Origin of the sequence: Pseudomonas sp. FH1 (assembly GCF_000510895.2) — a bacterium.
Classification (GTDB): domain Bacteria; phylum Pseudomonadota; class Gammaproteobacteria; order Pseudomonadales; family Pseudomonadaceae; genus Aquipseudomonas; species Aquipseudomonas azotoformans_A.
Window position 1 is genome coordinate 1 of the sequence record NZ_AOHM01000093.1, and the last position, 12,823, is coordinate 12,823.

Annotated in this window: 14 protein-coding genes; 3 read left to right on the forward strand and 11 right to left on the reverse strand. The window is 60.5% G+C overall.

Translation table 11 applies throughout. The annotated features are described in order from the left end of the window. The 11 genes from H096_RS24300 to tssB form a co-directional block, all read right to left on the reverse strand. The coding region (locus tag H096_RS24300) for a contractile injection system protein, VgrG/Pvc8 family (RefSeq protein ID WP_033901887.1) at nucleotides 1-340 on the reverse strand (340 nt) is incomplete at its 3' end. Nucleotides 341-365: 25 nt separating this feature from the next. Continuing rightward, nucleotides 366-623 (reverse strand): PAAR domain-containing protein, encoded by a 258-nt coding sequence (locus H096_RS24305; RefSeq protein WP_033901888.1) that lies wholly within the window; start codon nucleotides 621-623, stop codon nucleotides 366-368. A 70-nt stretch (nucleotides 624-693) separates the two neighbouring features. Next, nucleotides 694-1,206 (reverse strand): Hcp family type VI secretion system effector, encoded by a 513-nt coding sequence (locus tag H096_RS24310; RefSeq protein WP_016968948.1) that lies wholly within the window; start codon nucleotides 1,204-1,206, stop codon nucleotides 694-696. Nucleotides 1,207-1,310: 104 nt separating this feature from the next. Beyond that, nucleotides 1,311-2,153, reverse strand: coding sequence for a type IVB secretion system protein IcmH/DotU (gene icmH, locus H096_RS24315; protein ID WP_033901889.1), 843 nt, complete (start codon nucleotides 2,151-2,153; stop codon nucleotides 1,311-1,313). Beyond that, complete coding sequence (gene tssK / locus H096_RS24320; RefSeq protein WP_033901890.1) at nucleotides 2,146-3,492, reverse strand: type VI secretion system baseplate subunit TssK; 1,347 nt, start codon at nucleotides 3,490-3,492, stop codon at nucleotides 2,146-2,148. Before tssK ends, icmH begins: the two co-directional genes overlap by 8 nt. Nucleotides 3,493-3,529: 37 nt before the next feature. Next, on the reverse strand, nucleotides 3,530-4,885 hold the full coding sequence (gene tssJ, locus H096_RS24325) for a type VI secretion system lipoprotein TssJ (protein ID WP_033901891.1): 1,356 nt from the start codon (nucleotides 4,883-4,885) through the stop codon (nucleotides 3,530-3,532). Continuing rightward, nucleotides 4,882-5,904 carry a type VI secretion system baseplate subunit TssG gene (gene tssG / locus H096_RS24330; protein ID WP_033901892.1) on the reverse strand — a complete coding sequence of 341 codons (1,023 nt, stop codon included), beginning with the start codon at nucleotides 5,902-5,904 and terminating at the stop codon, nucleotides 4,882-4,884. The genes tssJ and tssG overlap by 4 nt, the downstream gene beginning before the upstream one ends. Further along, nucleotides 5,868-7,634, reverse strand: coding sequence for a type VI secretion system baseplate subunit TssF (gene tssF / locus H096_RS24335; protein ID WP_033901893.1), 1,767 nt, complete (start codon nucleotides 7,632-7,634; stop codon nucleotides 5,868-5,870). The genes tssG and tssF overlap by 37 nt, the downstream gene beginning before the upstream one ends. A gap of 7 nt (nucleotides 7,635-7,641) precedes the next feature. Further along, nucleotides 7,642-8,055: a type VI secretion system baseplate subunit TssE gene (gene tssE / locus H096_RS24340; protein ID WP_033901894.1), complete on the reverse strand. Its 414-nt coding sequence runs from the start codon at nucleotides 8,053-8,055 to the stop codon at nucleotides 7,642-7,644. Further along, complete coding sequence (gene tssC, locus H096_RS24345; protein WP_033901898.1) at nucleotides 8,056-9,528, reverse strand: type VI secretion system contractile sheath large subunit; 1,473 nt, start codon at nucleotides 9,526-9,528, stop codon at nucleotides 8,056-8,058. A 36-nt stretch (nucleotides 9,529-9,564) separates the two neighbouring features. After that, on the reverse strand, nucleotides 9,565-10,068 hold the full coding sequence (tssB, locus tag H096_RS24350; RefSeq protein WP_033901895.1) for a type VI secretion system contractile sheath small subunit: 504 nt from the start codon (nucleotides 10,066-10,068) through the stop codon (nucleotides 9,565-9,567). Between the two features lie 332 nt (nucleotides 10,069-10,400). Between tssB and vasI the strand changes: the two genes are divergently transcribed. The 3 genes from vasI to H096_RS24365 all read left to right on the forward strand — a co-directional run. Then, entirely contained in the window at nucleotides 10,401-11,072 is a 672-nt protein-coding gene (gene vasI / locus H096_RS24355) for a type VI secretion system-associated protein VasI (protein WP_237142481.1), read from the forward strand. Then, nucleotides 11,060-12,478, forward strand: coding sequence for a type VI secretion system protein TssA (tssA, locus tag H096_RS24360; protein WP_033901896.1), 1,419 nt, complete (start codon nucleotides 11,060-11,062; stop codon nucleotides 12,476-12,478). Before vasI ends, tssA begins: the two co-directional genes overlap by 13 nt. Before the next feature lie 5 nt (nucleotides 12,479-12,483). Continuing rightward, on the forward strand, nucleotides 12,484-12,823 hold a 340-nt coding region (locus tag H096_RS24365; RefSeq protein ID WP_033901897.1), incomplete at its 3' end, for a contractile injection system protein, VgrG/Pvc8 family.

Genomic DNA, 12,823 nt, shown 5'->3' on the forward strand with positions numbered 1-12,823 from the left:
TCTGGGCCTGGAAGATGCGCCAGTTGGAGCGCAGGTCGAAACGCTTCAAGGTTGGCTCGACCACTGCGGTGTAGCGGGTACGGCGAAAGCCGGTGTCGCCCTGCTGGAACAGACTGACCAGGCCGTGGACGTAACGTACTGGGGTGTCATCACGCCAGATGGTGAACACCGCGCCCAAATCGAGCATGCGGTAAAAATCGATGGCTTGATGATGGCTGACCAGCTCCAGTTCAAGTTTGAACGGCTGGGATAAGCCCTCTTCAAGGGTGAAGGAGACCACTTCGAAGGGATCGCCCCGCAGCGGTTCGAAGGTGTAACGCAGGTCGCTTTGACGGGGCATGGAACCTCCTTGTAGTGAGTCCGGATCAGTTGATCAGCCAGCTGGCATCGCCGTTTTCCAGGATGCCTTCGTGGTCGGTGCTGTCACCGACGCGGGCTACGGCTTTGCCGTTGATGACCATTGAGGGCGAGCCGCTGATGATCACGGCACCGCAGCCGAGGGTGTCGCCGACACGGGCGATGGCGCGGCCGTTGACGGTGACGTTGCGCGTGCCGCTTTTGACGGTGGTGGGGCCGCACAAAGGGCAATCATGGTCGTGACCGACCAGAACGACGGCGGGCATAAAACCTCCTAAGCAGTAGTTAGTCAGTAAAGGTTCCGCTGCCTGCGCAGCGGAACGGGCCGGTTGGCGGTTAAGCCGGCTTGCGCCAGTCATCCGAGGCTTCGGTACCAGCCACCACATGACTCCAGCTGACCTTGCGATAAGCCAGACTGGTCTTGATCAGCTGGGTGTAGTTGGCGTTGTCACTGTCTTGAGCGTGGGGCAGTACGGTGTGGATCTCGACGACGGTGGCATCTTCCAATTTGGTGGTGAAGAAGTGCTCCTGCTTGCCGTCCCCAGAGGTGCGGAACCACTTGACCTCGACGGTCGGCAGCATTTCGCCGGTGGCCAGCGCCTGGTAGAGCATGGGCGAGGCTTTGCTCAGCGCGCTGGTGAAGATCAGCGGCTTATGCACGCGCTGGCCGGCCGGCTGACCGCTTTGCGGGTCAGTGGGGGCGGCGATCTGGTGGTCGATCTCCTGGGCGAGGATTTCGTCTTCATGACCTTCCACATAAACGTTGCCCACCGAATCAGCGGTGAACGCGCCCTTGGTGATATGGCCCTGGTTTTTGCCGTGGATGCTGATGTACGCGGGTGTTGGCATGACAAGCTCCTTGTCGCGATCAATTGAGCAACCCGTGGGTCGCGGGTTATGGCCGAAAAGGCCATGGCTTTGCAGGCGCTCGGGATGAGCGCGCTGAAAATGGGTTACAGGTTGAGAATCCGTTCCAGGGAGGCGAGCACTTCCTGGGTGATGCTGTTCAGGCGCATGGAATAGATTGTGTAGGCGCAGGTCAGCACAACAGCGGCCAATGCCCATGGCGTCCACAATGGCCAGGCGCGTTTGATCCGGTAGTTGCGCGGGGCGACGTTTTTCAGGGGATCGGTTAGGCGTTTGGGCGTCTCGCCGCGTAGCGGGCGCAACAGTCCGTGCAGTTGGTTGATGATCTTCTGTATTTCGTCATCACCCTTGGCATGGGCGCCGTATTTGCCTTTGAGGCCGGAGATCAGGCACTGGTACATGAACTCCAGTACATGCTGGTACCGGGCCGCTTCGGGGATCATGTTGTTCATGACGGTGAAGAATCGCTCACCGCCTCGGGTTTCCCCATGGAACTGGCTGAGCAATGAGCGTTCACTCCAAGTGGAGAGCCTGCCCCAGGTGGTGCTCATGACCACCTCGTCCAGCAGCAGGCACAGGCTGTAGGAGTAGGCCTTGAGCATGCCGGCGTCGTAGTCGCGCTGGCTGACTTCTTCCATGATGGTGGTGATCTGGTTGCTGACGCTTTTGTACAGAGCGGTCACATCATCGTGGTGGTCCAGGCGGCGCAGGCGGATAACCAGGCCGATCAGGGGCGTGGCGGCATCGCACAGTGGGTTCCAGGCAAGGCCGCGCATGTCGAATTCAGGGTCTGCGAGTAGCGGTTCGGGCTTGGCGTGGTCCTCTGCGGCGCCGGACTCCTTGGTGTGGGTGGCCTGCTGCAAATAGCTGAGGAGCGGGTTGCTGTTGTCCTTTGGCGGCGTGGGTTCGGTGGGCATGGTCTCACTCATCTTTCTCACTCCTGATCGCCCAGAACTGCAACTCCAGCTCGGGGAATTCGCCGGCGATATGGAAGCCAAACCCGCTGCCGCTGCTCAGGCTTGCCCAGGCAGGGTGATGGCGGTCGAGTTCGAAATAACTGAAGCCGGCATGGAACGGCAGGTGCCGTGGCGCCACCGGCAGCGGCAGCAGCGGGATGCCCGGTAGTTGCAGGCTGACCAGCTGCTCCAGGCCCTCGGCGGAGCTGATCTTGATCTGCTTGGGCAGTTGCTGGCGCAGGGTCTCGGCGGGCAGTTCGGCCCGCACCGCGAGGATGAACTCGGCGTTGTCCAGCAGGCGCTTGTCGTTCAAGGCCGCAGTGCGTACGCCGTATTGCTGCACAACAATCGGCAGCGACACCGCACGCGGTTGCAGCACGGTGCCCAAGGCTCGGCGCAGGGTGTGTTCCAACAGCTGGAAGGATTCGCGCAGGTTGTCGTGCTGGTAGGCCGGGTACTCCTGGGGCAGGTGGCCTTCATCGGTGAAGGTCACCAGTTCGCCGCAAGCCTGGGCCAGTGCGATGTACAGCCGTTCCGGGTGAACCTGGCGTTGGCGGGCCAAGTGTTGAAATAACGGGAACAAGCGGTTGAGGGTTTGCAGCAGGTTGAAGTCGGTGACGTCGGCCACGCCTGACTGCCCCGGCGAGCCAATACGCTGGGCCAGGTTCTGGGCGCGTGCGCGCATCAGCCCGGCCACTTCGCCCAGATAGCGGTGCAGCGCCGGCACCGCTTGCAAGGACAGGCTAGTGGGGTAGAAGTGCTCGTCCATCACCAGGCTGCCGTCCGGGCGTTTGTCTTTGATTCTGCCGATGGCGATGCCGGTGAAGGCACTGCGGTCGCTGCGTTCGAGCATCAGTTGCAGGTTGGGCACGGCCAGGTCCATGCCCACCTGATCGCCGTCATCGCTGTGGGTATCGCGGATTTCTTCGCGGTGGGCGATGTAGCGGCTGTTGCCGTAGCGGTCGGGCCAGCGCACTTCGAGGGCGCCGTTGGAGCGCAGCGGCAGAGCCAGGTAGACGATCTGGTTCACTGCGCTGCTGTCGGCAATCTCCAGCGGCGCGGGTGGCGCCAGGTCGCGTGGGATATCGAACACACTGCCATCGGGCATGATCCCGCGCGCCTGGGTGATGGCGACCTTGCCGAAGCTCAGATATTCGCTGTTCAACTCAAGCTCGCTGAAGCCGTAAAGGGCGTCGTTAAGGCCCTGCATACGTTGATGCACCGCAGCTTCGGCAGCACGGGCCTGTTGCTGGAAGTGCTGGGGTTTGACGAACAAACCTTCATGCCAGATGACGGGGTTACGTGAACTCATCGGTAATTACTCTGCACAAAAACGGCTGAAAATGACGTCATCGGGTTTCCCCTTTAAGGCTGACTTGCTCGGCGTCCAACTGCACCAGCACGGCGTATTGCCGGCCCTTGGGCTCGACGCGCAGTCGCTGTTTCCACTGGCCGACTTCGTCGTTGTGGTAGTTGGCGATCACGGCGATAAAGCGAGCGTCCTCATCCAGGGGGCGCAGGTCGATGAACTTGAATTGGCCTGGGTTGAGCAGGTAGTCGTCGGCGCGGATGTAGGTGCTGCCCAAGGTTTTTTTCAGGTCCTCAGCCAGGGCTTGAGGGCTGGCGTTGACCAGCAGCGAGTCGTCGGTCAGTTGCAGGACCTTGAAGGCAATCGGCGTGGCGATCTGCTGGAGTGCCGGGTTGCCCAGTGGGGTGGTCAGGCTGATCCCCTGATCGTCGTAATCGCCCAGCAGTACGCCTTCGAGGGGCGACATGGGCACTGTGGGCGCTGGCTCAAAACCCAACAAAGACTGAGCTGGAACGGTTTCGTAGAGGTGATTGAGCAGGGTTTGCACTTTGTCCGTCAGTGCCTGCGGGCTGGCGGCCTGAACGTTCAAGTTGTAGGGCAAGGGGCCCGGCTCTTCGTCGGACGTAGGGGCGGTGCCGGTGCTGACCAGCCGCTGATTGACATCGTCGCTGGCATGCAGGCTCAGGGAATAGCGGCTGGGTTGATCGTCGGGGCCGCCGACCGGGATCGATGGGGTCCAGATCACCTGGCCGATTTTGCCGAGCATGGTGCAGCCGCCCAGAGTCAGACAGGCGAGCAACAAGGTGCCCAGGCGCAGGTTGCTGAACAGGCTGGTGAGCTTCTTGGGTGCAGGCGCGCCACTGTCAGGCAGTGGCTTTGGCGGTTCTGCCGCCTTCATCGCTTGCAGCGGATCACCTTGTTCCGCCAAGTTCACGGGCTGGCAAAGACGCTCGAACTCCGGGCACCTGGCAGGTCTCGGATCGGGTAGGGGCAGGCCCGGTGAGTCGTCCAAATGCCAGGCTTGCATGCCTTCCGGCTCGCCGGTAAACAGCTCATCCAGCGAGCGTTGCCCTGGGGCATGCTCACCCAGCTGCACCGCAACCCGATACGCCCCAATCTGCAACAGGTCGCCATCGTTGAGGCTCACCGCCACATTGCGCTTCAATGGCACATCATGACCATTGGCGTAAGTGCGGCCACTGCGGTCGATCACGCAAAAGCGCCCTTCGACAACGCAGATGTCACAGTGGTTGGGCTGCACGCTGTTGTGGCGATCTTCCAGGCACCAGTCCACCGCGGCACTGCCGATGCTGCCGCCCTGTGGGCCGAACCGGTGAAGGGGCAGGTATCCGTGCAGCAACTGCGCAGGATTATTGATAACCAAGGTCAGTTTCATGCGCGCCCCCGAATCCGCACCACGGCGGGATGGCGTTGTTCCTGATCTTCGATAAAGCTGGTCCAGCCCAGATGGGTGCCGCTGTCGCGTTGCAGGTTGAACGGCGGTACATCTTCTTCGCGTAGCCCCAGCTCCAGGTCGTAGGCGGTGACGTCGCGCAGCAAAAAATCCATCAACTGGCGCAGAAGCCCGAACTGCTCACCGCTGGGTAAAAACTGCCGAAACCGTGCCTGCGTCAGGTTGGGAATCACCAGGGTGAACTTGCTGGCGCGGGTCTTGCTGCGGTCACCCACCACAAAGTCGCTGCCCAGAGTGCCATTGGCCTTGCCCAACACCATGCGCTGACGTGGCGGCAAACTCACCGAACGCGCCTCGAATTCACGGATGTGCACGCCGTGCAGATCAAAGCAATGCTCGACAATACCGGACACTACCGAAGGCGAACGGCTGCGGCTGGCGATCAAACCGGCAAAGCTCAGCAGGCGGCCCCACGGCAGCGGTGTCGCGCCACGCAGATCGTTGTCGTTCAGGCCGATCAGGGAAAACACATAGCGCGAAAACCGGTCGCTGGCCTCGGACTGAAAGCGGATGTAGTAGCGGTACTTGCGCCAGCTGTGATGCAGCAAGGTCAGCAAGCGATGGTTGAAAAAGTCCATGAACGCCGGGCGAATACCACGCTCCTGGGCCTGTTCGTAGGCTAGGCGGTCCAGGTAATAACCGGGCAGCGGCGAGTCGGTGCCGTGCAGGCCAAAGAAGCTGGTCTGCAGGCGATAGCGCACCTCTTCGCGATCATCTTCCAGGCGTGCCGCCTCGACCACGTCGGAGGCCGGAAAGCCCAATCCCGCATGGCTTTGCAGGCGCACACGACGGCGCGCCGTCGCACTCAAGGGCTGCGCTTCCAGGTCATCGCCATGCAGGGCGTGCAGATGCTCCAGCAGACGGTGAAACGAGTAGTTTCGCGCGTCGGCCAGCAGCACGTCGGCTAGATCACGGGTTGTCTGCCGGTCAACAGTGGCCATTCGTAGCACTCGTTGTTAGTGGTATTGATCACTTCCAGGCGATGGAAGGAATTGATGCTCGCGTACAGCGCAAAGAAGTGCGAAAGCACACTGGCGAACAGGTACAACTCGCCCTCGCAAAGGAAGGCGTTCTGGTCCAGTTGCAGGCGGGTGTGCAGGCCGCGTACCGGCTGGCCCTTCATCAGCCAGTCGATGGGCGTGGTCACCGCGTTGTGGATGCCATTCAGGCGCTTGCGAGTGGCGCGGGCCTGTTGCAGGTCGTGCAAGGCGGCGAAGTCGTAGGCGCGGATCACCGCCTTGAGCGGCTCGGCCGAGAGCAGCGACAGGTAGTTCAGTGACAGGTTGGAAATCAGCGTCCAGTGCAGGCTGCTGTCCAGTACGGGCCGATAGCTACGGGTCGGTGCAATCAGGTTGGTGTAGGTGGCAAACGACGGCGTGATTTCGGTAGACAGCGACACATCGCCTACGCCCAGCAACCGCGGCAGATCGCGATTGCTGCAGGTCAGTTCGATAGACGCCGCCTCATGCTCGCCGATGTACAAGCTCTCATCGCCACGCACGAAGGCGATGCGATGGCGCAAACCCTCGCGGCCGTGGGATTCCTCGATATGCGTGCGGAAGTACAGTGCGGTGCGGCCCCGTGCGTGCTCGATCTCATGCTGGAACGATTCGAACGGTGTAAACCTGCGCAGTGGATCACCGTGGCGCTCCTTGTCTGCGGCGTCCCAGCCGGCCACCTGGTCGACGCTGAAAATCTCATACGCTTCGGGACGCTTGCCGCTGGGGCTGATGCGTCGCTCCAGGCTGCGACCATCCAACGCAATCGGGTTGGCATCGTGGCGGAACAGATTGACCGCCGGCGCGCAGTACAAATGCAGATCACTGGTACGCAGGCGAATATCGGTCGGCATGGGCCGACTGAACTGAAACTCGAAACGCAGGCTGCTGGCGCTGACATCCGGCCACACCTGAGCCAACCGCGTCAGGCTGAAAAAGTGGAAACGCTGCGGGAACACAAAGTACTCCTGCAGGATCCGGTAGCCGTCGAACACATTGCGCGGGTAGGGCAGCAGTGCCTCGTCGGCGGTGAACCCGGGGAAGCCGATATCCTTGGGCGACAAGCGATAGTTTTGGCCATTGATGTGCAGTGTGACGCTATCGAGGTAGTGGGCGATCCACAGGTACAAGGTCAGCGCGGTGGCGTTATCGCCGCCCAAGTGAAAGTCCAACTGGTCACAGGCCATGCTGGTCAGCGGCTGCTCCGTCAACACCTTGAGGTCGATGCACATCACCGAGGCCTCGCGGCTGTGGGCGTCGCTGACTGCCTGTAAGGCCAACGGGTATAGGTTGACGTCGGTGCAGGTGCGGAACTGGCAGGAGATACCATCCACCGGTTTGGCGAACAATGGCGTGCCTTTGGGAATCACCTGGCGTTGGCTGATCGCATCGGGCAACGGAGTAAAGCGGATGATGGTCGCACTGGGCAGGGGCCGCAGGTAGTTGGGCCAAAGCATCTGCAATAGCGGGTGGGTCAGCTCCGGCAAGTCGTCGTCGATCTTCATCCCCAGCTTGGCGGTGAGGAAGGCAAAACCTTCCAGCAGCCGTTCCACGTCCGGATCGCCGGCCTGATCGCCGAGAAATTGCGCCAGTTGCGGGTTGTCCTCGGCAAACTCGCGACCGAGTTCGCGCAGGTAGCGCAACTCCTCGGCAAAGCGTTGTTTCAAGTCCATCGCATCCTCATTTCACGCGGGTGTAACCGTCGCGGCCATGCATGGCCACCTCGATCTGCACCTGTTCTTCCTTGTGATTGACCCGCACCTGGCAATCCAGGCGAAAGTTCAGCTCCAGCGGCAGGTCCGGGTCGGGCTGATAGCGCACGCCGGTGACCGTGATCCGGGGTTCAAACGCCTCCACTGAGCGCCGGATATCGGCGCTGATGGCCACGACCAAATCACTGCTGGCCTGGGTGACGCCGTTGAAGTCGCGCAGGCCCAGCTCAGGACTGCTTTGCGAGCAGCCCTGGCGTGAGTTGAGCACCTGTTCCAGGTGACGCTTGATCGCCTCGACACGCTGTCGCGCCTGTTCATCCGCTGTGCCCTGCCGGTAGCGCGGTGCGTCAGGCTCCAGGCGTTCGAACAGGCTGCCGCCCACTTATTGGGTGTCCAGCCGACCGACCAGCGAGATCTCGAAATTGGCGCCCATGTACTTGAAGTGCGGACGCACCGCCAACGACACCTGGTACCAGCCCGGATCGCCGGCCACGTCCTGCACGACGATTTGCGCGGCACGCAAGGGGCGACGGCTGCGCACATCGGAGGAAGGGTTTTCCTGGTCGGCGATGTACTGCTTGAGCCAGGTGTTGAGTTCGCGTTCCAGGTCCTGGCGTTCTTTCCAACTGCCGATCTGTTCGCGTTGCAGCACCTTGATGTAGTGGGCCAGGCGATTGACGATAAACAGGTACGGCAACTGGGTGCCGAGCTTGTAGTTGGTCTGGGCTTCCTGGCCTTCGCGGGTCTTGGGGAAGTTTTTCGGTTTTTGCACCGAGTTGGCCGAGAAGAACGCTGCGTTGTCGCTGTCCTTGCGCATGGTCAGTGGGATGAAGCCGGCTTCTGACAGTTCGAATTCCTTACGGTCGGAGATCAGCACTTCGGTGGGGATCTTGGCCTGCAATTGGCCGAGGGATTCGTACAGGTGCACCGGCAAGTCATCCACGGCACCACCGGATTGCGGGCCGATGATGTTCGGGCACCAGCGATAGCGGGCGAAGCTGTCGGTGATGCGCGAAGCCATCAGGAACGCGGTATTGCCCCACAGGTAGTTGTCGTGGTTGCCGTCGACGGTTTCGTTGTAGCCGAAGCTGCGAATCGGGTTCTCCAGCCCATCGTAAGGCGAGCGCAAAAGAAAGCGCGGTAGTGTCGCGGCGATGTATTTGGAGTCTTCCATTTCGCGCAGGCTACGCCATTTGGTGTGGCCGGGGCCTTCGAAGATATCGCTGACTTCCTTGACTGACGGCAGGTCCTGATAGCTCTTGAGGTTGAAGAACTCAGGACCGGCAGCCATCACGAAAGGGGCATGGGCCATGGCGCCCACGGAGGCGATATAGCTCAGCAGTTTCATGTCTGGAGAGGAGGGACCGAAGGTGTAGTTGCCAATCATCGCCGCGATGGGCTCGCCACCGAACTGGCCGTAACCGGAGGTATAGGCGTGCTTGTACAAGCCGCTGCGGGTGATGTCGCCAGCGTTGTCGAAGTCGTCCAGCAGTTCTTCTTTGGTGACATGCAGCACTTCCAGCTTGATGTTCTCGCGAAAATCCGTGCGATCCACCAACAGTTTCAGACCACGCCACGCCGATTCCAGTTGCTGGAACTGAGGTTGATGCAGAATCACGTCCATCTGCTTGCTCAAGGCGTGGTCGATTTCGGCAATCATCTGGTCGACCCGATGCTTATTGACCGGCTGCTGATGGTCGCCGCTTTGCAGAATTTCGCTGATGAACGCAGCTACACCTTGGCGAGCAATGGCATAGCCTTCCTGAGAGGGGCGGATGGTGGTGTTGGCCAGCAGTTGATCCAGCAGCGACGGTTGTTCGTCGGTCACCAGCACTTGGGCGGCGGCGCTTTCCATAGGCATGGGGAGTACTCCGTTGAGAAGGGCGTTCAATCAGTTGTCTGGTGCGTCGAGCACCAGGTTGAGTTCGCTGGCCAAGCGTTGGCGGGCGCTCTCATCAGTCAACAGGTTTTGCAGGTGCTTACGAAAGGCTGGGACGTTACCCATCGGACCTTTCAGCGCGACCAAGGCTTCGCGTAACTCCAGCAGTTTGTTCAACTCGGGCACTTGACGGGCAACGGCGTCGGGGCCGAAGTCATTGATGCTTTTGAAGTGAAGTTGCACATTCAAGTCCGTGTCCTGGTCATTGCTCAACACCGACGGGACCGCCATGCCCAGGGAAACTTCGGCTTTGGTCAGTACTTCATTGAAGGTGTCTTTATCTATTCGGGTAGATTGCCGGTCTTCAAGGGCGGTAAGTTCGCCGTGCCCTTTAAAGTCCCCAGTGATGAGTAACTTGAGTGGTAGCTCCACTTCCGCCTGTTGGTCGCCCGTGGCAGGAACGTACTTGATGTTGATACGTTCTTTTGGAGCGACGGAACTTTGGGTTTTTGACATGGGAAAAGTCCTTTTTTGTAAAGTGGCGCTATTAAGAACCTATGTTTCAGGACTTGTCATGTCGGACGGAGTCGATCCGTTTTGTGGTCTTCGGATGTAAGAAATATCCATGTTTAGTGTGTTTAAAGTAGGGTGGGAGATTTCATACGTTATTGACTCTTAAATCTGAGGGGCGGTTCTGATAATTGAGGATTTGGCGGGAAAAGTGTTTCGAGGGCTTGTCTGTTAGTTGCTTGCGAGTTCACGCTAAATTGCTTTTGTTGGAGTGGGTTGGGTTATCACCTTAGATGAAAATCCAGAGTCTTCTTTTTAATAAAAACAGTGAGGCGTTGATGCGCAAGGGATTGCAACGTTGGGGTTGGATCGGGGGCGTGTGTGTGGCGTTGGGCGTCCCGCACGTGCAAGCAGTACCCGCGACGCAAGATTGCCCGGCAATCGTGTCGCCATTGAAGCGCCTGGAGTGCTTCGACCTGGCCGCCGGCACCCCCATCCATCAGCCGCCTGCGCCGCCACCTGTGCTGGGTCGGGTGTTGCCGATTATCGATCTGGTGCAGCGCAATGAAGCCAAGCGACCGGCTGAAGACCAGCGTTTTCTGTTGTCGTCTTTTCCTGATCCGGACAACGACCAGCAACCGAGGCTGGTGATCTCGGCCCCGGCCTTGGGCGCGCTGCCTCCCCGGCCCTACCTGGCGATCAGTTGCGAATCAAGAATTTCGCGCCTGCAGCTGGTGCTGGACGAGCCAGCCAAGCCCAACAAAATCCGCATCCAGCTGTTCAAGGATGAGCGTCCAGTCTCCGCGCCTTACCAGTGGCAGGTACTGGACGACGCCGGCTTAGTGGTCGATGCCGGGCGGGGTCTGCAGGCCATTTCTTTGTTACGCAACATGGGCGGCGGTCAGCGCCTGCGGCTTGAGAGCGACTATCCCCGCTTGCACGGCTTGGTATTTGACGCCGAAGGTTTGGGGGCATTGATCGAGCAGGAGCGCCAAGTATGTCGCTGGTGATTGATGTGCCCGAGCACACGCTTCAACGGCTGCTGACGCCTATCGACCCCGACCAACCTGCTGGCCATTTTGATGTGGAGGACGAGACCTACCAAGCCATCGACCAGGAAATGGTCAAGCTCGGTGGCCTGCGTGAGAGTGACATTGACTGGCCCTATATTGACGAAGCGTCCCGCGACTACCTGGCCACCCAATGCAAACACTGGCGCATCCTTGGCCATCTGCAGGTGGTATGGCTGCGTACCCGACAATGGGCACGCTGGGCCGATGCTCTTGGTTTGATGGCCGGCATGGTTGAGCACTTTTGGGACAGCGCCTACCCCAAGCCGGGACCGACCGGCTACTTGAACAAGCGCAAGCAGCTACAGCGCCTGCTGGGTGACCTGGGGCAAGTGCTGCCGAGCCTGGACCGCAGCAGTTTCGCCCCGGCGTATCAAGCGGCGGCGGAACAGGCATTGGCCAGCCTGCAACGTTGTGCCGAAAGCGCCAAGCTTGATCCTGCCCCCCTGGACGCGCTGCAACGGCAGTTGAGCAAGTACAGCGAGCCGGTCGTCGCGACTGAGACCTTGCGCGCCAACCCTTCCGGCGGCGTCCTGGATTCGACATTTTTTGCCAGCCCCAAGCCTCAGGCCCCGGGCAATGAGCGCGAACAACGCCGAGCCGTGTTGAGCATGGCCGACCAGATCAATCAGCAGGACCCCTATGATCCGACCGGCTACCAGTTGAGGCGTTTCGGCCTGTGGTCCCACCTGCGTACCGCGCCTTCAATCACGCGCGATCGTCGAACCGAATTGACCGCCGTACCCAAGGACATCGTTGACGTCTATCAAGACGCCCTGAACCACAACACCCTGGATCCGAACCTGCTGCTGCGCATCGAAAAGAGCGTTGCGGCATCGCCGTATTGGCTGCGTGGCAGTTACCTGGCCGCCCACATTGCCTCGCGCCTGGCGATGGAGGAGGTGGCTGCCGCTATCCGCCAGACCTGTGAACGCTTCGTTTGCCGCCTTCCGGCCCTGTTGGAATTGTGTTTCAGCGACGGCACTCCGTTTGTGGATGCACAAACCCAGGCATGGATCACCGGCGCTGATCAGGCGGAGACGGCAGGTAGCCCGGTGCAGGAATACGCCGGTCTGCGCGATGAACTGGCCACCCAACTCGCTACTGAAGGCGTCGAGGTGGTGCTGCTGCGCCTGCAGGAACTGCACGCCAGCCGTGACGCCCCGCGCCAACGCAGCTATGCCACGGTGATTGCCGCGGATTTACTGGCGTCCCGTGGCCTGTCGTGGCTGGCGGAGGATCTGTACGCCAACGTTGCGCGGATGATGCGTGATACCTCCGCGCAGGGGTGGGAGCCGGAGCTATATCAGAAGGTAGCGAGCGCTTTCAGTGAGCCGAAGGAGTAGTCGCGATGTCTCGCCAAAGTGACTTGCGCTTCACATTCGAGCCATTGAAAGGCGACCCTTTCGAGGTGGTCTCGTTCACGCTCCGCGAGGGGGTGTCTGAACCCTTCAAGCTCGAACTCGAACTGGCCAGCCACAATGCGGCTATCGACTTCAATCGAGTTCTTGATCTAGCGGGGCTGTTCACGATTTGGCGTGGAGAAACTCCGGTGCGCTACGTTCATGGCCTGGTCAGCCTATTCCAGCAGGGCGACACCGGCTTTCGCCGCACCCGCTACACCGCAGTGGTCGAGCCAACCCTGAAGCGTTTCGACCTGCGCTCCAACTGGCGCATCTTCCAGGCCCAGA